At 42.3% G+C, this 22554-nt stretch carries 17 protein-coding genes; 11 read left to right on the forward strand and 6 right to left on the reverse strand.

All coding sequences use genetic code 11. From position 1 onward, the window contains the following. Window positions 1–50 precede the first annotated feature (50 nt). Window positions 51–686: a hypothetical protein gene (locus OCW38_RS17765; protein WP_010429523.1), complete on the reverse strand. Its 636-nt coding sequence runs from the start codon at window positions 684–686 to the stop codon at window positions 51–53. A gap of 307 nt (window positions 687–993) precedes the next feature. Here OCW38_RS17765 and OCW38_RS17770 point away from each other — a divergent pair, with 307 nt between their 5' ends. The 3 genes from OCW38_RS17770 (at window position 994) to OCW38_RS17780 (ending at window position 2537) form a co-directional block, all read left to right on the forward strand. Further along, window positions 994–1239, forward strand: coding sequence for a DUF2164 domain-containing protein (locus tag OCW38_RS17770; RefSeq protein ID WP_010429527.1), 246 nt, complete (start codon window positions 994–996; stop codon window positions 1237–1239). 192 nt (window positions 1240–1431) lie between these two features. Then, complete coding sequence (locus tag OCW38_RS17775; protein WP_010429530.1) at window positions 1432–1971, forward strand: cytochrome b; 540 nt, start codon at window positions 1432–1434, stop codon at window positions 1969–1971. Next, window positions 1968–2537 (forward strand): YceI family protein, encoded by a 570-nt coding sequence (locus OCW38_RS17780; protein ID WP_010429532.1) that lies wholly within the window; start codon window positions 1968–1970, stop codon window positions 2535–2537. The genes OCW38_RS17775 and OCW38_RS17780 overlap by 4 nt, the downstream gene beginning before the upstream one ends. Window positions 2538–2844: 307 nt before the next feature. On the opposite strand, the gene focA is transcribed toward OCW38_RS17780, so the two are convergent. After that, entirely contained in the window at window positions 2845–4296 is a 1452-nt protein-coding gene (focA, locus tag OCW38_RS17785) for a formate transporter FocA (protein WP_016798003.1), read from the reverse strand. Between the two features lie 259 nt (window positions 4297–4555). Between focA and OCW38_RS17790 the strand changes: the two genes are divergently transcribed. Both OCW38_RS17790 and OCW38_RS17795 read left to right on the forward strand, forming a co-directional pair. Then, window positions 4556–5461, forward strand: a complete 906-nt coding sequence (locus OCW38_RS17790; protein ID WP_010429535.1) for a LysR substrate-binding domain-containing protein — start codon at window positions 4556–4558, stop codon at window positions 5459–5461. A 203-nt stretch (window positions 5462–5664) separates the two neighbouring features. Continuing rightward, window positions 5665–6159, forward strand: a complete 495-nt coding sequence (locus tag OCW38_RS17795) for a DUF1097 domain-containing protein (protein WP_010429538.1) — start codon at window positions 5665–5667, stop codon at window positions 6157–6159. A gap of 229 nt (window positions 6160–6388) precedes the next feature. On the opposite strand, the gene OCW38_RS17800 is transcribed toward OCW38_RS17795, so the two are convergent. After that, window positions 6389–8134, reverse strand: a complete 1746-nt coding sequence (locus OCW38_RS17800) for an ATP-dependent endonuclease (RefSeq protein WP_016767453.1) — start codon at window positions 8132–8134, stop codon at window positions 6389–6391. Window positions 8135–8372: 238 nt separating this feature from the next. Here OCW38_RS17800 and OCW38_RS17805 point away from each other — a divergent pair, with 238 nt between their 5' ends. The 6 genes from OCW38_RS17805 (at window position 8373) to OCW38_RS17830 (ending at window position 16521) form a co-directional block, all read left to right on the forward strand. After that, a complete protein-coding gene (locus OCW38_RS17805) occupies window positions 8373–10112 on the forward strand; it encodes a bifunctional metallophosphatase/5'-nucleotidase (protein WP_016767452.1) in 1740 nt (579 codons plus the stop codon). A 648-nt stretch (window positions 10113–10760) separates the two neighbouring features. Further along, on the forward strand, window positions 10761–11762 hold the full coding sequence (locus tag OCW38_RS17810) for a TerC/Alx family metal homeostasis membrane protein (RefSeq protein WP_016794776.1): 1002 nt from the start codon (window positions 10761–10763) through the stop codon (window positions 11760–11762). Window positions 11763–12074: 312 nt separating this feature from the next. Then, window positions 12075–12263 carry a hypothetical protein gene (locus OCW38_RS17815; RefSeq protein ID WP_010429554.1) on the forward strand — a complete coding sequence of 63 codons (189 nt, stop codon included), beginning with the start codon at window positions 12075–12077 and terminating at the stop codon, window positions 12261–12263. Window positions 12264–12445: 182 nt separating this feature from the next. Beyond that, on the forward strand, window positions 12446–13186 hold the full coding sequence (locus tag OCW38_RS17820) for a DUF1223 domain-containing protein (RefSeq protein ID WP_261896384.1): 741 nt from the start codon (window positions 12446–12448) through the stop codon (window positions 13184–13186). Between the two features lie 143 nt (window positions 13187–13329). Further along, window positions 13330–14616: a DEAD/DEAH box helicase gene (locus OCW38_RS17825; protein ID WP_016785217.1), complete on the forward strand. Its 1287-nt coding sequence runs from the start codon at window positions 13330–13332 to the stop codon at window positions 14614–14616. A gap of 186 nt (window positions 14617–14802) precedes the next feature. Continuing rightward, complete coding sequence (locus OCW38_RS17830; protein WP_016798004.1) at window positions 14803–16521, forward strand: autotransporter assembly complex protein TamA; 1719 nt, start codon at window positions 14803–14805, stop codon at window positions 16519–16521. 300 nt (window positions 16522–16821) lie between these two features. On the opposite strand, the gene OCW38_RS17835 is transcribed toward OCW38_RS17830, so the two are convergent. The 3 genes from OCW38_RS17835 to OCW38_RS17845 form a co-directional block, all read right to left on the reverse strand. Next, window positions 16822–18273 carry a phospholipase D family protein gene (locus OCW38_RS17835; RefSeq protein WP_261896387.1) on the reverse strand — a complete coding sequence of 484 codons (1452 nt, stop codon included), beginning with the start codon at window positions 18271–18273 and terminating at the stop codon, window positions 16822–16824. Between the two features lie 81 nt (window positions 18274–18354). Then, window positions 18355–20451 (reverse strand): carboxylesterase family protein, encoded by a 2097-nt coding sequence (locus tag OCW38_RS17840; RefSeq protein WP_016798007.1) that lies wholly within the window; start codon window positions 20449–20451, stop codon window positions 18355–18357. Between the two features lie 129 nt (window positions 20452–20580). Next, on the reverse strand, window positions 20581–22239 hold the full coding sequence (locus OCW38_RS17845) for a hypothetical protein (protein ID WP_261896390.1): 1659 nt from the start codon (window positions 22237–22239) through the stop codon (window positions 20581–20583). Window positions 22240–22554 lie beyond the last annotated feature (315 nt).

Below are 22554 nucleotides of genomic sequence, written 5' to 3' on the forward strand. Positions count from 1 at the left end.
AAAGTCAAAAATTTACTTTAAATATTAAATTTAAAAATTGACTCGTATTCTTATTGCCATTGAAGTACTGCATAAAGTTGTAAGTATTTACGAACTAATTGTTGATTTCCTGACCGTTTTAAAGGATGTCCGAATTTAATAAAGCACGGGCTAATTCTAAAATTACGATTTAAATCAGTAGCAAACTGAGATTCGCTCTCTCTTAATGTGATGCCCTGTTGGTTGTATTCGGATATTTCGTCAGGCAACTCTCCCATCCACCAGTGCAAAAGCTCACCGCTAGTCTTACTTCTGCTGATCCAATGGTCAGAGACAATAATCAAAAGATCGTTAGGTTGAATGGCAAATCCGTACTCTGATTGCCATTTATGAATGTCTAGCATTAACTTTTTGCGGCACGTTTTTCCGGCGCTCACCATATGATGGCTAATCATCCAAACCGTACCAATTTCAGAAGAAATTCGGAAGTGACGAGGGCTATCACCAGAAGAGAACATTTCGAGTGGGCTGATGTTGCTCACATGATTAAAACTCACGAAGGTGTGTTCCATTCGTCGAGCAAACGCTTTTCCTATGTGGTGTTCACTGATCCCTTGGTTGTGTACGGTAGGGTAATGGTGTTCACAGAGCTTTAGACAGTCGTCTTGAAATTGATTAACGCTTTTAATCACGAGATCTAATAACAATGAAGTCCCTTATACATAGTTACTATCTTATTGATGGGCAATAGTACGGTAATTTGTGTGCCATTACCTATGAGCAAAACGTGAGTTCTTGATCCCTCTATCAAAATTAGCTATTCCAAGTCTTTTTTATGGATAGCACTGGCAGTCTAGTGGTCTGTCTTCTAAATTATGTGGAATTATAGTGAGTTACTAGGATTACAGTGAGCAACCAGAATTGTAGCCATCTCTCATTATCAATTGCGTTTAGCTCACCTAATCTTAGTCAGCTAATCACAGTTCTTCTACTCGTATTTATTCGGAAACATTTATGACTATTCAATTAGATTCAAAACAAAAGTCTGAGCTTACTGATGCTCTTCAAAAGTATCTGCAGGATGAGATCGATATAGAAGTAGGGCAATTTGATACCGAGTTTATAGTGGACTTCATCAGTAAAAAATTTGGTGCGATTTATTACAACAAAGGGATAGAAGATGCTCAAAAAGTGATGGAACGTAAAATGTTAGATATTGCAGATGAGCTTTACGAGATTGAACAAATCGTTGAAATTTAAAAACAATGCGCGTTGTTCAGGTAAAAGAGTGACTGGTTCAAGAAAATAGCCACTTGTTCAAAAAATTTGAATAACTCGTTTAGATTGAAATGATGTAACTAATGTAAAGCTTGGTAAATAATATGTTACACAAACTTGGTGTAGGGTACGCTTTTTAAAACTACACTACTCGTTAACATTCGGAAAAGATGCATGGACAACAACGTTAGAAATTACAACCCTTTAGCACGAGCGATGCATTGGATTTCAGCTCTAGCAATTTTTGGCTTATTTGGTGTGGGCCTGTGGATGGTTGATCTTTCGTACTACAGCGAGTGGTACAAAACAGCACCAGACTATCACCGTTCGGTAGGTATTCTTTTAGCTACAGTGACCGTTGTTCGCTTGCTTTGGAAACTAGTTACCACGTCACCCAAGGTGGAAGGTAAAAGCTATGAAGTCGCAGCTGCTAAGATTGCTCACGGTTTTATGTACATAAACTTAGCGGTTTTATTTATTTCAGGTTATTTGATTTCTACATCAGATGGTCGCGGGATAGAGGTATTCAATTGGTTCACTGTCCCAAGTATGGGCGAACTGTTTGCAAACCAATCTGATCTTGCAGGAACGATTCACTACTACGCTGCATGGGTACTGATCATTATGGCATCAGTACACGCCTTAGCGGCGATAAAACACCACGTTATCGACAAAGACGATACGCTACGAAAAATGATAGGAGCTTCAAAATGAATAAGTCAATTATCGCTACAGGATTAGCATTTGCTATGGCAATGCCTTTCGCTGCGAACGCCGCTGATTACGTGATTGATACAAAAGGCGCACATGCTTCAGTTAATTTTAAAGTTAGCCACTTAGGTTACAGCTTTATCCAGGGTCGTTTTAATACGTTCTCAGGTGATTTTTCATTTGATGAAAGCAATATTGAAGCATCAAAAATAAATGTAACTATTGATACAACAAGCCTAGATTCAAACCACGCAGAACGTGATAAGCACATCCGTAGCTCTGACTTCATTGATGCAAGCAAATTTTCAGATGCCACTTTCAACAGCACAAAAGTGGTTGATAAAGGCGACGGCAAACTTGAAGTAATGGGTGACCTTAAACTTCATGGTGTCACTAAGCCTATCGTTATCGAAGCTGAATTCATTGGCGCTGGCCAAGACCCATGGGGTGGTGAGCGTGCTGGTTTTGTTGGTACGACTCGCCTAGAACTTGCTGACTTCAATATTCCTGTAATGGGCGCTTCAAGCTATGTCGATATGGATCTGCACGTTGAAGGTGTAAAGAAGTAATCTAGCTATTCACAATGGTCGTCTGATATCAACATTTTAAAAAGTATCAAAAGTTTAATTGATATCAAGAAAGCGACAGTTAGAAATAGAGAAAGGCGCAAAGTTTTCACTTTGCGCCTTTTTTATTGAGATAAATGGCAACGCGTTTAGGTCTGTTTTGTGTCAAACCTTTTATTACGTCAAAAGCCACCATTTGCCTCTAGCCAGTCAACGTTGCTATGACTGAGTTATCCAGTTGAACTACTAATCCCTAATAGTTCAGCTTTAGATTCGTTAATCTGTTTCTAGCTTTGCAAGTAGCCGTTAGTTAAGCCGTTTCTAGCTCAGCTTGTGGAACCACGTTTAGTCGGTCGCCATAGATAGGACGCAGTGCTTGCATAACTTCAATGCGAGTCAGTACACCTACCATCACGCCATTTTCTAGCACTGGAAGCATGTGTGGTTGGCTTACTTTCATCGCTTTTGCACGCTCTTCTAGAGAAAGAGAAGTCAGGCGAGTGGCGAAGCCCATACTTGTTGTTGGGTATAGTTGCTCTTTGTCGATACATAAGAACTCAGCAACATCGACTAGCTTGTCGTTAGCATCGATAGCGACTACGTCACGACTCATTAGGTCTACCACTTTTTGACCTTTAGTAGGGATGTAATCCTGGCACCATAGGTCAACCATTACGTCATGAACAGAGAAGATACCTACAAGGCGGCTTTCAACATCACAAACAGGAGCGCTAACAAGTTGAGCGTCTAAAAGTGTATCAATTGCAACAGAGGTAGGCATTTCTACGCTAAGTGTTATTGGTTGAGTGTTCATGATTTGCTTGATAGTAGTTGCTGTGTTCATAGTGATTTCCTTAACTGACGTGATTTCTGTTGTTTGTGTAATTGCTGTAATTTTTGCTGCTTTAAGTTGTGGGCGACGGTAGATGCTCCAATTAGCTAAGCCGACTAATACCGAGCCACCTACGATGTTGCCTATTGTCACTGGTATTAAGTTTGCGGTAACAAATTGCACGACATTAAGGTCTGCGTACTGAGCTGGTGTCGCGCCAATCTGCATCCAAAAACTCTCTGGTGCGAACGCTTGAATCGTGATGCCTAGTGGAACCATGAACATATTTGCCACACAGTGTTCAAAGCCTGAGCTAACGAACATCGCTACGGGTAATACGGTCATCATTGCTTTAGTCATCGCATTCGCAGAACTAAACGTTAACCAAATTGCTAAACACACCAGTAAGTTACAAAGCACACCCAAAGCAAAAGCTTGAACAGGGCTGTGGTGTAGCTTGTGCTGAGCAATGTTAAGGGCGTTTAAGCCCCACTGTCCGCCATCAAGTTGATACAAGCCTGCGGCGCTGACTAACGCCAAAAGGAACATCGCACCAACAAAGTTACCTACGTAAACCTTGCCCCAGATTGAAAGCATCTTGGTGAAAGTAATCTGCTTGTTTGCCCATGAGATGCTTGATAACACCGAACTGGTAAACAGCTCACCACCACAAATAACAATTAAGATTAAACCCATACTGAATGCTAGGCCGCCAGCTAAGCGACTTAATCCCCATCCCGCATCAGCGCTACCGGTGGTAACCGTGATGTAGAATAAAAAAGCAAGCCCTATGAATGCACCAGCCATGATTGCCAAACTCAATGTCATGCTGCTGGTTTTACTTGCCTTACTTAGTGCAAACTTCTCTGCTTCCGCCATCATTTCTGTTGGTGAGAACAGTTGATGATTTTCAGAAGTGCCTGTTGCCATATTCCCCCCTTGAACAATCCGTCATGTTTAATTCCTAGTGTTAATGACTGAGTTAATCAGTAGTGTTTTACAGGGCTCGTTGTGTCCTGCCATTACAGATTAGGGGGTTGAGAGGTAGAGGTAAAATTGATAATTTTTAGAAACCACATCAAATTTATTGATATAGATTTGGTTACGCGTAGAATGAAATTGATTGCTCATCGGCTTTATAAAAAACGAGCATTTGGACACAAATAATTAGAAGCATTAAGGATCAATTTTGCGTTATTCATTGAAGCAACTCGCGGTATTTGATGCAGTAGCAGATTCCGGGAGTGTTAGTCAGGCAGCAGACAAGTTGGCGTTAACTCAGTCGGCGACAAGTATGTCTCTTGCACAGTTGGAAAAAATGCTTGGCAGGCCTTTGTTTGAAAGGCAAGGCAAGCAAATGGCCCTTACTCATTGGGGCATGTGGTTGAGACCAAAAGCGAAGCGTTTACTGCAAGATGCGCAGCAAATTGAGATGGGTTTTTATGAGCAGCATTTACTAAGTGGTGAGCTCAAATTAGGTGCAAGCCAAACCCCTGCGGAACACCTCGTCCCAGATCTCATCAGTATTATTGATAACGACTTTCCTGAGATGCGAATCTCACTTGGGGTGCAAAGTACGGATGCAGTAATAGATGGCGTATTAGATTATCAATACGACTTGGGCGTAATCGAAGGTCGTTGTGACGACAACCGTGTTCACCAAGAAGTATGGTGTACTGACCATTTAACGGTGGTTGCGTCGGCTCATCACCCGTTTGCCAAGCGAGAACGAGTAAGTTTGGCGCAATTAGAGCAAGCGAAGTGGGTATTACGCGAGCACGGCTCAGGTACCCGCAAAGTTTTTGATAGCTCTATTCATCATTTAATTGGCGATCTCGACGTTTGGCGAGAGTACGAACACGTTCCTGTTTTAAGAAGTTTGGTTGCAAACGGCCCATATTTAACGTGTTTACCTTATCTAGATGTCGAACAATTTGTTGAGTCAGGCCAACTGGTGACGTTGAATGTTCCTGAGCTAGAAATGGAAAGAACGCTGTCTTTTATTTGGCGTGCTGACATGGCAGAGAACCCACTCGCTGAGTGCATTAAGCGTGAAGGTAAACGCATGATGAAAGGTAAACGGTCGGTTCTGTAACCTAGATTTGATAAAATACTAATAACCAAATATGTTGAATAAGCGATTTCGGTCTCTATATAGTGATAAATGCACATTCGCATACATTATTAATGTGATCATGATCGGCTAAATCAGAGCTCTCTTCACATAATATACTCACTTGATTTTAAGTGAGGCTAAATCCGGTTGTAGAAACCCTACAGTTAGGCTTTAGAAATAGTATGAGTACATTAGTCGCGATTTCATTAACAACAGGTATCTTGTCAGGTCTATGGGGGTGGATTGCTATCTCTTTCGGTCTGTTGTCATGGGCAGGTTTCTTAGGTTGCACCAGTTACTTTGCTTCGCCAACGGGCGGTGTAAAAGGGCTAGCAAGCAGCTTATTAACCAATATGACAGGTGTATTCTGGGCAATGGTGATTATCGAAAGCTCAACCTTCGCAGGTCTAGAGATTTTAGGCTATATGATTACCGCTATCGTTGCTTTCTTTATGTGTATTCAAGCGAAACAAGCGTGGCTAGGTTATATCCCCGGCACCTTTATTGGTTGTTGTGCTACGTTTGCTGCAGGTGGCGATTGGCAACTTGTAGTGCCGTCTTTGCTGCTTGGTGGTGTATTCGGATACTTGATGAAAGCAACGGGGCTATGGCTTCACGAGAAATCGACTCAATCTTCGGAAGTTGTTGAACAACACGCTAAACAGGCAAAGGCTTAATAAATACGTTAAGTATTGACGCTTTAGTCACGGTTAACTCTTGCAAGATAATCCCCAATTAATTTGTATATCGATTTATACAGGCACACCGTTTGGTGTGCCTTTTTTGTTTGATTGTTATTGTGATAATAAGCTTAAGTATTTGTTTAAAATTGAAATTATAACATCGATCAGACAAATTGAATGCTAGGTGCTAGGTGCTAGGTGCTAGGTGCTAGGTGCTAGTTATTTAAGTATTCCCGTTTGCCATAGTGATGACGCGTTTTAGGGTCCACCTCAGCAATAATGGAATACATTCTTGCCCCTGATTTTCGCAATGAGAAACTATCGCCAATGCAAGGTCGGGTTTTGCGTGTTTTTTGAGTACCTTAGCGACTACTTTCTTTGGAGGAATAGGGTGATCGTATGGAATTTTCACCATGTCACGGAAAAAGTTCTCGAAGCCGTTCATATACAAGTAATGTTCTATGTCTTTATCAGGTAATTCAGTTAAGCGGTGTCGTTCTTGGTCATTACCAAGCTTTGATAAAACGGTCGCTGCGTATTTTTTACCTGCCGCGTCGCCATCGGTCACTACATGCCAGTCGATACCAAACTCTTGTGCAACCTTAATGAGCGCTTTAAGACCTGACTGAGCGAACTCGATAATTTGAACACCTTCAGCGGCAAGGTTATAGCCACATTGGTTAGCTAATTCGTTGAATAACCAAACTTCGGTTTCACCTTCCACTAATAACCAGCAGCGGGCAAACAATGCACCAGAGCGGTGGAAACGAATATGGAAACCAATTCGTCTCAACTCATCTTTGCTGAAGTGATTCATGTTGAGTTGGTTAGCGATGGTTTTGTCTGAATGGCGAACCAATCGACGAATCGATTGTAGAGGTACCGCAGCTAGAAGGTCACCACTGTTGGTGGTGAGGATTTTCTGCATCGGTAATTTCTGCATCAAGCTCCAAGCCCTTGCCAAGTGCGTTGGGTGTAAGCGGCCTTCTGGATCTTCGAGGATCAAAAGGGGGCGTGCACATCGCCTTAATTCATTCGGCCCTTTTGCTTGAAGGTAGGCATTGAGCAAACCCATGAATAATAGGCGAGTTTGTTTGTTTTTAGTTTCTTCTACAAGCTGATGAATGCTCTTATCGTTTGCGCCTGCAGAGTAGAGTAAACCGTCCCTCGGTTTTCTAGGGTTGCGGCGAGCAGTGCTTTTGAAAGAAAAGTAATGCTCAATTAGGCTTTGCATAGACTCTAGACTGCTACGCATTTCGCCTTTGTTTACATGGCCAGGGATTGCCATCAATCGTCGGCATGTATTATCAATTCGTTTCTCTATTCGAGCTTGACGCCCATTGCTATTGTGCCCGTTTCCATGACCAGTACTGGCGTGGCTATTCGCGCTACCATTTTCGTTGTTGCCGTTACCATTATGCCCATTGGTATGGAGATGAGCATTGTGGTTGAGTGATTTACTATTGAAAGGACGATCAAAATGTCTTGCATCACGCAGACGGATCACTGGGTGCAATGTCATCAACTCTTGAGCGAGCTTTTCAGAATGGTGCAACTTTAGTGGGTTTCCCTCTATATTTAAGAAAGCATAATGAGTGGTGGCTTCATATTGCTCTAACGTCGCACTGATTCGGTAATAGATACGGAACACACCGAACTCATCTTGAACCCAAATGGGTTTTAGTTTGCGATAACGCCCGGCATTTAGTTCACTTTTATCGCTGGCTTTTAATGCGAGAACTATTTGGAGGTGTTGAGATTGTGGGTGTGAAACAGAGTAATCGACATGAAAATCGGTCATTTTAAAATGATATGGAACGCCATCTGATGGAAGTACGACGGATAGAGCATCCAATAATGAAGACTTGCCCCAAGTGTTTTCACCAATCAGCGTGGTTAACTCATCAAACGCAAGAGACATGCGCTTTATACCTCGAAAGCCAGAAATCTCGATTCTTTCTAGTTGCATAGGCTTACTCCTAACGGAAGGCTCTGCTAATTGTTTGAAAGCTAACAGATATCTTTAATCATAATCGAAAAACACGTGTTCAGTATGTTCGCTTGTCACAAAAACCGCTCTTTATTAATACGGTGCAAAATCAGATTTTTGATCTATATCGAGTATTTTTTTGCAGTGCAGTTTCATAAAATTCACGATTCTGTCATGATTCTCGACCTAGTATGAAGGGACAAAGAGAGAACACAATATGACTAAAAATAATAAGCCGACCAAAATAGTGTTGGCACACATTAACGACACCCACTCATACTTTGAACCAACGTCATTACAGCTATCACTTAAAATGAATAACCACATCATTGAACCTTATGTCAGTGCTGGTGGCTTTGCTCGAATCTCAACGCGCTTTAAACAAATAGAACAAGATGCGCAACGACAAAAGGTTGGAACCTTGTTTTTGCATGCTGGAGACTGCTTCCAGGGCACCTTATACTTTTCATTATTTAAGGGGAAAGCAAACGCCGATCTGTTGAATGCTCTTAATATTGACGCCATGACGCTCGGTAATCATGAACTTGATATGGGTAACGAGCCAGTTGCAATCTTCGCCAAACGAATCAAATTCCCACTGTTGGCGGGTAACTGGAACTTATCGAATGAGGATATCAATAAAATTCATACTTTAGCGGACAACGACATTGTTAAGCCTTTCCTGACTGAAACCCGAAGTGCTTCTTTTATAACGAAAGAGTTTGATGGAGAGAAAGTTGCGATATTCGGTTTAAGCATCGACAAGATGGCGGGTATCGCTAACCCTGATATTGACACACCATTTGAAAATGCATTAGAAACGGCAAAAGCCACAATAGAGCAAATTCACCAAACGGGTATTAATAAGATCGTATTACTCAGTCACCTTGGTTATGAAGCTGATTTAGAATTAGCGGCAAACGTTACAGGCATTGGCGTGATTGTTGGTGGTCATAGTCACCGCCTGCAAGGTGACTTCTCTGATATTGGTTTAGTTAAAGATGACGATTATGGTGTGAAAGTTGGCGACACGTATGTGGTTCAATCTGGTTTTCACGCAATGAGCCTAGGGCACTGTGAAATCGAGTTCGATTCTAAAGGTAAGGTGACTCACTTTAATGGCAAAAACGAATTGCTGTTGGGGCGTCGACTGTTTATAGACGCTAAATTAAGTGAAGTAGGTCAAGACGATGCCCATGATATGGCGTGTGAGTTCTTGAACAACCACCAGAATATTGCGGTATGTAAAAAAGATCCTGAACTGCAAAGCATACTTACTGACAAATATCAGCCTAGAGTTCGAAAACTGCAGAAACAGGTTATTGCTCATGCAGATACGAAACTGCGTCATGTGCGCATTCCTGATGAAAAAGGGCCAAGCCAACTGGCACCGTTGGTTGCTCAGTCTTTCCATTACTTGATGAACGAAAAAGGTCATCAAGTAGACTTCGCTATTCACAATTCTGGCGGCGTTAGAAATTCGCTCAACAGTGGTGATGTTTCGGTTGCCGATATTGCCGGAAAACTGCTACCGTTTGCCGTACCTATTGGTGTATATGACGTAAAAGGTGAAACGATCGCGGGTATGTTAGAAGGTGCGATCAATAATGCGTTAGACAATGGCGTTGTTGGTACTGGCTCAGGTAGCTTTCCTTATACTCACAACTTGAGATTTTGTTATCACAAAGAGGCGCCATTAGGGCACCGAATTCACCACCTAGAAATACACACTGATGAGGCTGGTTGGCAAGATGTTGATCGTGAACAGGTATACCGCGGCGCATCGTCTGCCTACACAATGAAAGGTAAAGAAGGTTATGATGCAGTATTAGATATGATAGGGAATGGTACAGTGACCACCGATTCAATGTCAGACTGTTTTATTGCGTTTCTTCAAGACAACCCAGAGTCACTTCAGCAGAGCGAAATATTGAATTGCATGGAGTGTTTTAGGTAATCCCATTTAGCCTATTTAGACGTATTATTATTGCTTAAGTAAATCTATAAAATTGGCACTGTTTATGCTTAGTTTTCCATGTAACTTTCTGTGGAGGCAAAGCATGGATAAGAAAGATTGGTTCGACGCTGCAGCTGTTGTCGGTTGGGTGTCTGTTTGGTCTGCATTGGTGTACTTAGTACCTACTGCAGGTTTATAACTTGTCGATTTTATAACTTAACAAAGCTATAAGATGATTCGGTTTGAACGCGATTTTCAAACCACAACAACATAAGGGTTGCAGGCTTGGAATGACACTCAGTTTCAAAAATCGGTGAACCTCTTAGGGGGATTATTTGAATCAATACAAGTGTCGCTTTGATAAGCTTACAGCAATAAAAAAGGAGCCTTGTGCTCCTTTTTTATTTATTTTTAAAATTTATCTAGACGAAACAATGTTAGAGGAATATTATCCACGCGTTTGGGGAGTAGTTAGCGCAAGTTTACATATCGTCATCTCGTTAGGCCAAGAGTCTATCCGGTATGTAAAGGTGAAATCCCATATTTCACTTCAACGAGACCAACGCAATCACAATCAAGATCCGTCGTGGAGCTTGATATGTTTTGTTTGCGGAAGGTCTTTGTAAAGTTCTTCCGCCCGGAGGAATAATGAACTCAACTCAATCTCTATTATCTACCAATAGTGAATCCTTTTTTTCATCGCCAATCATGACGACATATGCGGGCTTTTTCCTGCTGACTGTGATTCTTGTTTCTATTGATATCTATCAGACTCGCGGAGGTAATGTCACCATCAAGAAAGCGGTGATCTGGAGTGTTTTCTGGTTTGTGCTCGCATTTTTGTTCGCTGGTTCTATTTACTTGTTTTGGGACCTCTATGCGCCGAATAGTGAATACACAGCTCAAAAAGCAACCGTGTCATTCATTACCGGTTACTTGCTAGAAAAATCCCTTAGCGTAGACAACCTATTTATATTCGCGATGATATTCGCTCAGTATCAAGTTCCAGAGCACTTAAGACCGCGTGCGCTTCTTTGGGGGGTTATTGGTGCGTTGGTACTTCGTGCAATCATGATCGCGTTAGGCGCGCAATTATTAGCTGAATACCACTGGGTACTTTATGTATTTGCTGCGTTTTTGATTGGGACTGGTATCAAACTGGCGTTAGATAAAGACGAAGAAGAGAGTATAAATACGCTACCTGAAAAGCTATTACGTAAAGTGATGCCGGTTACTGAAGACTTCCACGGCCTTGCATTAATGATTAAACAGGGCACTAAATGGGTCCTAACACCAATGATGCTGGTGATCGGTGCAATTGCAGTGATGGACGTAATGTTTGCATTGGATTCGATTCCTGCGATTTTCGCCGTTACGCGAGAGCCATTCTTAGTGCTGGCTGCAAACGTTTTTGCGTTACTTGGCCTTCGTTCACTGTACTTCGTACTCCAAGGTATGATGGACAAGTTCATCTACTTGAAGCCAGCGCTTTCATTCATCATGGTCTTTATTGGTGTGAAAATGCTGCTAGTTGATAGTGAGTGGGCAATCCCTACGCATTGGTCACTTTTGGTACTTATCTCTACGATGGCCATTGCTATTATAGCGTCGATTTATGCGAAGAAACCTGCCATTGAACAAGTAAATTAAACCAAATATAATTTATCGAAAACTCGATAGTAAGTCCGTGGCCGATGAAGTGGATAATTTATTTATGTAAATTTTCTGTGACATCGTCCGCTTTGTATAGGGGGTTATTTGCTCTAAATGCATGATTTTAACGTCTAAGTGAATTTATAAGCATAGTGGGTGAATATATATTTTCCTGGCTTGTTAATGGTTTGTTTTATTAGAAAAACTAATCTGAATTTCCAATTTTAGTCATTTTTTAACGGGTAAAATATCACCTATTATTCTTGTCATCAGAACGAAATACTTAAACAAGTTTATAGAGAGGCAATCATGGCTCAAGCAATGCAAATGAATACTATCGCTGTTCCTAACTCTATGGATAAGAAGACCTACTCGGTTAACTTCAAAGGATTGATTGCACACATTTTCGATATTCTTTTCGTAGACAACTCTCCACGTAGTTACTACGCAAGCGACCTATCGGGTCACATGCAGCGCGATATCGGTATCAACCGTTAATCTCAGCGTAAATGCATAGAATTAAAGAAATACAGAATTAAGAAACGCCAGCTTTTGAAGCTGGCGTTTTTGTATCTGAAATAAACTCTATCTTTTCGCAAACTAAGCTCCTGAAAGAAAAAGCTAGGCGTAACGGTCTGTATTTGAGCGCCAATCAATTCGCTTTGTACAAGGAGCTCGGTATGTCACACGCCAAACTCAATCCATCATTGATTAAACTTTGTTTATTTGCCTTACCGATCAGTTTGTATTCCTCAGTGTCGCTTGCACAAACCTGGAGTAATGAAGGGCAACCTGCTCAGGTGATCGAACTGTTCACCTCTGAAGGTTGTTCGAGTTGTCCGCCTGCTGATGAATACCTCAGCACTTTTGAAGAACATCCGAAACTCTGGACACAAGTTATTCCGCTCGCTTATCACGTTGACTACTGGGATTACCTAGGTTGGGGAGACAAGTTTGCCAGCAAAGCGTTCAGTCAGAAGCAACGTTTATACAAAGCTTATGGGGTAACAAGTGGCGTTTATACGCCAGGCTTTATTGTCGACGGTAAAGAGTGGCGCGGTTATTTCAATTGGCTTGATAGAACGCTGCCTTCGCTCCCCCAACAAAATAACCCCAAGCTTACAGTCAATCATAAAGGCGACACGTTCAGTGTCAGTTATGAAGGAAAAGGGGACTATGTCGCTCATATTGCCTTGTTGGCGATGAACGAAGTCACCAGCGTTAAAGCGGGCGAGAACAGAGGTAAGAAACTTGAGCACGATTTTGTCGTGGTTTACGATGGCTACCAACGTGGTGAGTCTGAATGGCAATTCAATATCGACTTCTCCCCGTTAGTTGCCACACCTGACGCAGTAGCCGTGTGGTTAACAGAGCCTAACTCGTATGAACCGGAACAAACAGTAGCAGGGTGGCTGAACTAAATTTGCGATAACTTGGTATCTGGATGTGTTTTAGAGGGGCTTAATCGCTGAAACACGGGAGAAAGGGGCGATTTAGTTACGTAATACGGCTGAAATACGTTAGTATAGCGCGCTATTATTTTAGCTTTGAGTTCCTGCAATTAATGACTAACACCACAACACCAACCAACTTTTCTGATCTTGGCTTAATTTCACCATTGATGGCTCGTCTTACCGAGCTTGAATACCAACAGCCAACGCCTATCCAAGCGCAAGTTATTCCGAGTGTGTTAGCAGGACGCGACCTAATTGCAGGCGCAAATACCGGTTCAGGTAAAACCGCGGCATTTGCACTTCCACTATTACAGCAGATCCATGAAGATGCACCTTTAGACCGTCGTTCGGGCAAAGGTAACTATGTTTCTGGCCTTATCTTGGTTCCAACACGTGAGCTTGCTAAGCAAGTTGCCGATAGCGTTAAGTCTTACGCAGTGCATTTCAACGGTGCAATTAAAACCGTTTGTGTATTCGGTGGTGTGTCGGTGAACACTCAGATGCAAGCGCTACGTGGTGGTACAGATATCTTGGTGGCAACACCAGGCCGATTGCTTGACCTGATCTCAAGCAACGCTATCAAACTCGATAAAGCAAAAACGTTAGTACTTGATGAAGCTGACCGAATGTTAAGCCTTGGTTTTACAGAAGAACTAGACGCGATCTTGAAACTTCTGCCAAGCAAAAAACAAACCTTGTTGTTCTCTGCGACTTTCCCCGAGCAAGTTAAAACGCTGACTCACGAACTACTGAATGATCCAATTGAAGTTCAACTTCAAAGTGCTAATGCGAGCACATTGGTTCAGCGTGTATTCGAAGTAGAAAAAGGTCGTAAGACAGCATTGTTAGCGCACCTGATTCAACAGCACGAATGGCGCCAAGCTCTTATCTTCGTAAACGCGAAAAACAGCTGTGAGCACCTTGCAGACAAGCTATACAAGCGCGGTATCATCGCAGAAGTATTCCACGGCGATAAAGGGCAGGGTTCACGTACTCGTATTCTTGAAGATTTTAAATCTGGCGAGATTGACGTTCTTATCGCGACAGACATCGCGGCACGTGGTCTGGATATCGAAAAGCTACCAGTAGTAATCAACTTTGATTTACCGCGTAGCCCATCAGACTACATGCATCGTATTGGCCGAAGTGGTCGTGCGGGTGAGGTTGGTCTAGCGCTATCTTTGATCGACCACGAAGATTACCATCACTTCACAATCATTGAGAAGAAGAACAAAATCCGTCTTGAGCGTGAGCAAATCGAAGGCTTTGAAGTAGATTCCGAAGCGGTTGCTGAGCTGGTTGCAGCGCTCAAACCTGTTGCGCCACCTGCTGGCACAGGCAAGAAGAAAAAGAAGAAAGCACCTAAAAACCAAGATGTTTGGTTGAGAAATAACTAATATAGAGTCAGTAAAAAATAAAATTTATAAAGGCGCTTAATTGCGCCTTTTTTGTACTTACATTTTGGCTCTGGTAATAACCTAATCTTAGCAAAAAGCCCGGTCGCTAGTTCGTAGGGTCAGATCCTCCATAAGTGATTCAACGATTTAACGGTTTGCTCATAACCTGTTCGGGTTTTGAGCAAATTGGGTAACCGCGTGAAGACCTCGATTAAACAATTAGTGCTGGTAGCTTCATTTTTCCTGTTTACCCAACACTCTTCGAGAGCTGCTGAATTTGAGACTAAAGGGGTTAATAAAACTCTCACCGAAAACGTAGAATTATACTTAGAACCTTTGGTTGATGTTCCTGCTTCACAGCTATCGAAAACTAAGCTATCTAAACGTATTCAAGATGCGCTCAATCCTTATGGTTATTATCACCCTCAGCTAGATATCGAATTCAATGATTCTGATAACGTGATCATTAACATCGATTCTGGCCCTGTCATGCGCATCGCAGAATCGATAGTAAAAGTCACAGGCGAAGCGAGTAAAGATGAAGAGTTCATCAACATACTCAATCATAGCAAGTTAGGCTCAGGTTTAACTTTGTCTCATCAAGAATACGACCATACTAAGCGTGCGATTTTTTCTTTAGCGAAGCGGAAAGGTTATTTTGACGGTAGGTTTATCGAGTCAAAGATTGAAGTTATTCGCAGCGAGAACATCGCCAACATTTACCTGCACTTTTCAAGTGGGCCACGATACAAGTTTGGTTCTATAAGTATTCCAGATGATGGCGTTGATCCTACCCGTATCGAGAAAATACCAACTTTCAAAAAAGGTGACGACTTTGACACCATCAAGTTAGGTGAACTGCAATCCGATTTGTCTGACACTCAATGGTTTCGAAGTGTCATCGTACATGGTGACTTTGATAAGCTTGATGACAACCTAGAAGTTCCAATTGATATCATTGCCGAGCCAAGTTCTCGTAATATTGTGCAGGTGGGTGGCGGTTATTCTACCGATCTCGGTTTACGAGCCTCGCTCAGTTGGTCAAAACCTTGGTATAACCGAAGAGGCCACAGCTTTGAAACACAGACATATTTGTCTGAACAAGAGCAATCACTGCAGTTGGGGTACAAAATCCCAACGGAAAAGGTCACAACTGATTACTTTGGTATTCAGTTTGAATCGAAACGAATTGATCATCGAGACACCAATAGTCTTACAAACGATCTTAAGTTCGAACGTTACTGGCAATTAGACAGTGATTGGCAAAGCACCATTTACGTCAAGTACTTGCACGAACAGTACATTCAGGCGTCTGAGGAAGACCAATCGCAATTGTTGCTACCTGGCATCAGCTTCTCTCAGGTTGATCGTAAAAATGATCAATTGGAGATTAATCATCGACACATCTATTCTATTGAATATTCTGACCCTAATCTGTTCTCAGATTCAAGGCTGTTGCGGTTGGAAGGAAACAGTGTAGTTTCGTGGGATATTAGTGAGAATCAGAAGCTCCATTTCCGTTCAAACGTTGGCATTAACATTGCGAAATCATTGTTGGACGTACCGTCTTCACTGCGTTATTTTGCTGGTGGTGATGGAAGCTTAAGAGGTTATGGTTATGAATCGATTTCTCCGAAAGACGATAACGGCGAACTAACCGGCGCGCGCTACATGTTAACGGCAGGCCTTGAATATCAGCATCAGGTGTATCAGTCAATTTGGATGGGCGCGTTTCTCGATGTTGGTGATGCGTTTGATGATGAAGCAGATTGGAAGCGTGGCACAGGCCTTAGCTTGATTTGGAAATCACAATTCATTCCTGTAAAACTCGATTTTGCATACGGTTTAGATGCCCCTGAAGGTGATGAGTTTCTTATTCACTTTTCTTTGGGTACTCAATTCTGATGCTCGTACTTTGTTTGAGCTCTCGCTAATGGGTATTCAAGCCAATTAAAGAGTCGAACCCAGAGTTGAAAGTCGGTATTTATCAACGGCAGGAGGATGTGAGCATACTTACGAGGCGGACCTACTAAACTACGTTAGAATGGTCAATAACGTGGACAATAGAACCATTACACCAAGCATGTAAGATTAGTTTTTCTTCAGACAAAGAAACCGCGCATGTGACGCGGTTTCTTTGTTTTATGGTTCAGAGATTAGTTTACAGAGTTTTGCTCTAGCTAAGACAAGGATTCAGCCATTGGATTACAGCTCAAACTCGCCGTTCATTTTTCGAAACAACCAATCCGGAAATTTATTCAATGGACTGTAGTTTGGGCTCTTCGTGTGTGTTTGTTCGCCTGAAATCCAAATGGTCTCGCCTGATTGGGCTCGCGAAACAACCCAGAACAAATCCTCTTTCTGACGCGTTAAGTAGTGTGTCACTTGCTTCGCAAACTCTTCACTCTCAATCAACACACCAAACTCAACGTTCAAAAAGTCTGATCTTGGATCGAAGTTAGAAGAGCCAATATAGGTCACTCGTTCATCTAAAATGACGGTCTTGTTATGGTAGTAGGTATCAACATGAAAGTAGTGATCATCATTGATAGCTTGGCTTTTGTACTCATAGACACTTACGCCTTTGTCGAGTAAAGTCTCACGGTGTTTTTCGTAATACGCTGGCACAAAGCCTGAATCATTGGAAGCAGATGAGTTGGTTAGTAAGGTTACTTCAGCTTGGTTCTCTCTAAGCGCACCGACAAACACAAACTGGTTATCGCTTGGCACCATATAAGGCGTAGAAATTATAGCCTTAGATGGGGTCGCCACTTTTTGCTTCATTAAGTACTCTGTACGTTGACGAAAGTAGGGTTTGTTGTCATCGAGCTTCTTTAACGAATCAAATAGAGGAGTAACCGATGCCTCAATAAAGTTTGGTTCACCTAGGTGATTTATCTGTTTCTCAACATCGAACGTGATCTGTTCTTTATTCTTTTCGCCATTGTTCATTGCTTTAATAAATGCTTTGTATTGACCTTTGACTTTAATTCGTTCTTGAATTGGCACAACATATTCGCTCTCCCAAAGTGCTTGGTAGTTGCGATCGAAAGACGCTATTACCGTACCTCGAAATAGAACGTCCATATCAAAGAAATTGGCATTTTCGCTATAACCAAAGTAATCATTACCGATGTTTCTTCCGCCCAAAATCATCGATTGATGGTCAACATTGAAGTACTTCTCGTGAAGTCGATTATCCAGTCGCTTTTGGTGAGTCGAGAAGTTGAACGCACGGCCAACCCAGCCAGCTTTACGTGACTCAAAAGGGTTAAACAGTCGAATCTCAATATTGGGGTGTGAGTCCAATTCCGCTAACCATTTATCATTAAAAACCAGTAGGTCATCTAAGGTCAGTCGGATGTGAACCTCACGATCCGCTGCTTGCTTTAGCTCGTTTAGAAGCATCAAACCTAGCGTGTCACGTTCCCAAGAGAAGTAAGTCATATCTATCGAATGTTGTGCTCGGCGAACGAGGTCGATACGACGAGCGAAGGCTTCTGGCGCAGAAGGAATCAAATACACTTCTGCTTGGTGTTCGGTGCTTTGCCAGTTTGCTTCGAAGTCTGTTTCAACATCGGGGTAAGGTTGGGCACATCCTGTGACCAAAGCAATTAACATCATTGTGCATGCTGTTTTTAGTTTGCTAAGTGTCATAACTAACCTGCGTTTGAGCGTAAAATTGGATATAAAAACGGCCAGCGAGCTGGCCGTTAAAGTAGGAGGGGGGGAATATGTTTAGTTTAGGTACCAGTCCCAAGGCATAAGACCTTGCTCTGTTAGACCCGTTAAGCGACCTTCACGAAGCTTAGGATCAAAACCTGGGTTTGTGACATAGTCCCAGTCATAGGTTGTGTTATCGCTAAAGCCTTGAGATTCGATAACTAATACATTGTCGGCAGAATCGCTGTACTGGTAGTTAGTGAATAGTTCTTCGCTAAACCATAGGCGTGACATTTCGTTCATCAATGCCTTCTCATTACTTGTTGGGTGAATCTCACTACCGTCAAAACGTACAGCTTTGTTGAACATAAATGGTAGTTCTGAACCGTTACATGCACCGCTGATGCAACCAATCGTTTTGAATAGATCAATGATTGACAGTTGGTCGTATTCGCCCGTTTCTTCATTTAGAGCTGTTTTAAAGTTCCACATGTTAAAACTTGGTTTGTGCTCAAAGTAGTATAACGTTGCTTGTACTTCGCTGTTTGCTGCCATATAACGAGCAGGGCCATTGAATAGTGTGTCATTTAGCAAGGTTTTAAATTGCTTCATGTTCGCTGTTGCGTCGCCCAGAGTTGCTTCTGAGTTAGGGTAAAAATCAGTTAGAGCCAGAATGTCTTTGGTTTGTTGGTGGCTAGTTATATCAACAATGTCGACCAAGCAACCTAAGGTACCCGCAATATCACTGGTATCAATGCATCCAGTCATTTCAAGTAGATCTCCTTCTAGCTTGGCACCATAAAATAAACTCGTTACAGCGCTGTAAGCGCTGCTTGGCAATACAAGCTCTGCTGAAACTTCATCACTTGCTCGCTCAGATAGTTTTTGCTGAAGAAGAACGATGTTGTTTTGATCTTCTAACCAGTTAACCATTGCAAGTGCAAGCTGTGCTGGCTCTTCGTTAGTAAGCAGTTCAGGCTCATCATTTGCTAGTAGTTCAATGACTGTCGGAATCAAGAACGTTGTAGTAAAGAGCATGCCAAAGCTGTTCGCTTCATGTGCATTTTCACCGAGGACAGTAGGTACTGAGAAGCCTGCTTGTATTGGTGATTCTGCTGATTCGCTACAGCTACCAAGTAAGCTAGTTTTTTCACACAAGATGTAGGGAGCAAAAGGCATCAGGTTTGACATTGGAGTTTCATCTGCTGCTGGGCTCAGAATTGGGATTTGCAAAGAACCTAACAACCAATTTTTTAGCTGTTCAATACCATTCAAAGCTGTTTCTTGCGACGCCATGATCTCGTCGATCGAAGTGTTTGCATCAAAATCATTGTTGCGGTCCTTAGCCACGTCATAGCTAGCGTACTCAAAACCATACGGGTTGCTCTGCATGATGGAACGTTGGAAATATTGACCTGCGATATCGTCATCTTGCTGCAAGAAACCAATAGACATAGCACCTGAGCCTTGCCCAATAACGGTTACATTTTGAGCATTACCACCGAAATCGGTAATATTATTGTGTACCCACTCTAAGGCGCGCTTTTGGTCACCTAGGCCATAGTTGCCATCTTCGTTTGCGCCTTTAATCCATTGAGTACCTAACTGACCAAGACGGTAGTTCAAGCTTACATAGATGAAAGGCTTACCATCGTCGCTTCCTTGAGCAACCACGGTATCACCGTGCACAAGTGCTTCAGAACCTGAGCCATATTCAAAGTCACCGCCGTGGATGAATACATAAACCGGTAGATCTGCATCAGCATCTAAGTCTACTGGACGCCAAATGTTAAGGTTCAAACAGTCTTCAGATTGTGTCTGTGAAACGGTCTTCAATTGAGGGCAAGCATCACCAAACGCAGTCGCATCAATGTCAGTCACAAGATCGATAAGTTCACTGTGCTCAAAGCGCTCTGCCTCAGCAAATTTAATACCTTTAAAAGACTCAACAGAAGTCAGTTTGTTGTCTTCGGTATTTGAAGTAATAACCAGTTCTTCTTTGGTCGCTTTAATCGTTACGTCACCGATTTGAGCGGTAAAAGGTTCAACAGGTGCCGGAACTAGCGGTTCTGGTTTGTCTGGCAATGGAACTGTAGGGGCAGTATCAGTATCGCAACCTGCTAACGCAGCAGCAATAGTAAGGGCGATCATAGAGCGGTATGCAATAGTCATAAAATGAGTTTCCACAATAGTATTCGGCGTAGTCTGTTTAATCGTCATCTACGTAGATAACAGAGCTACAAAACTTCTTATCAAGAACAACTTAGTTTTGAGGTTAGGCTGGTATCCCAAGCTCAGTGACTAGAATCGGTAGCCAAGATTCAGCGTTACAGCCGAACGAGTTTCACCTTTGTTGTACAACACGGTCATGTTGTAATGCTTGCCGATCTGTTTGTTAACCCCTGTTAGGAATGCCCACTGATCGATGTCGACACCAACGTCATAATCAAATTCGATGTCATCAGTTTTTACAGTGCCTTGCATACGAGAATTTAAACCTTGGTATTCAGCGCCAACGAAAAACTGAGCTCGATAATCGACTAATTGATAACCCAACATAGGTTGAACCGTAACAATGCCATCGCCCCAATCATCCATTCCTTTCAGGCGTGTTTGTGAATAGGTACCTGTGACTGAGGCAAAGAACTCTTTGTAACCAACAGATAATGTGGTGCCCGCACCGCGTAAGTCATATTCAAGATGAAGTGGTACATTCAAACGGCCACTGTTACATAAGGCAGAGACACCTTCGCAAAGTGCGTTACCTAGCCCAGGTAATTTGTCATTGAGTTTGTCTTTTAGGTATTCACCTGCTGCGCCGGTATAAGCCGCATCCACATTCGCATCAACGTTTACCTTTCCTACATATCCGAATACATTCCAGAATGGCAGGATATTAACGTCACCACGTATAGAAAGACTCTCAGCCTTAACCGTCGCAACGCTATCTTCAGGATCAAATAAGTCGTTCAAGCGAACACCACCAATCACGTAATCAGTCATTGGAATGTCCATGTCTTGGTTGCGATAAGCCACTGATACGCCGAATGGAAGAGGTAAATCAATGCCTTGACGTCGTACCATGTCACCCATTAACGGAAAAACTCGGTCTAGCTTGACGCTCGCTTCTAACATTCTTGGGTCTGATACTTCTTGAAGCCTCGCTTCGTTGACCACTTGTACGCCGTTATCCTCTTCATAAAACGCGACTGGTTCGATGATGCTCGTCATCTTCATTGGCTTGTTCTTGGTTGTACCAACCACTTCAGTTGTTTTATTTGCGATGACTAACTTATCCGTCGGTAAAGTGTGAAACTCAATCTCTTGCTTATAGCTTTCTACCTTGTAGGTATGGTGTTTGAACGGCTTGTCATTGCTGATCAGCATTCGTTTTGGTTCACCGTCGACTAACTCAATGTCGACATTCAAAAAACGGAAATATGCGATATCTTGAGGGAGTCCATACTTCGAATAATCGAAGCTGATGATTACTTTGTTATCGTCGATTTCTTTTACTCGAACCGAAGATGAATCAAAGCTTTCTGCATAGTGACGTAAGCGATATTCGGTACGTGTGAAGGCTTCTATTTCATCGAGTAGGTTTTCGTTATCATCCAGCTCATCTGGGTTATATTTGATACGAAGGTCGATGTTGCCTTTAGTGTCGGTGTTCTTGACGAGGTAGACGCTTGAGTCACGAACATCATCACCAACTTGCAGTGTACGATGTGCGTGTTCAACTAGGTGCTGACCTTGTACTAGTGAGCTTATTGCTAGCTTTGGCAAGTCATGACTTATGCCATATTTGTCAAACAGTACTCGACCTTGCTCTTTGACTTCGGTGTAAGTCTTGGTTTTTGCTGCTGACGCAAAAGTGGGAGTAATAAGTAATAGGGCGCTCGCTAACATAGAAAGAGTATGGGTCTTACAGGCGCTGGTGCGTATTTCAAAAAAACTCATGACGGTTTCCACGCTGAGTGGCCTCAAACCTTCGAGACTCAAACAGTCGATGTAATACTGAACGTCGTGTTCAGTTGTTATGTATTTATCCGTTAGGATTGCTAGTGTGAATGTCGCGACTAAAAATGCATTGCGTCAATCAATGAGAGGATTTTAAGAGGAGGTGGCAGATCGCGTTAATCGCGTTTGATGGACGCTATCCTACTTTAATTAATAACTACTCTAACATTCTGATTTATATGATTTATATAAGATAAAAAACGGCCTGCTAAGTAAAATACTGGGCAGGCCGTATTGTTGAAGTGGTTTATGTAT

Origin of the sequence: Vibrio cyclitrophicus (assembly GCF_024347435.1) — a bacterium.
Taxonomy (GTDB): Bacteria; Pseudomonadota; Gammaproteobacteria; order Enterobacterales; family Vibrionaceae; genus Vibrio; species Vibrio cyclitrophicus.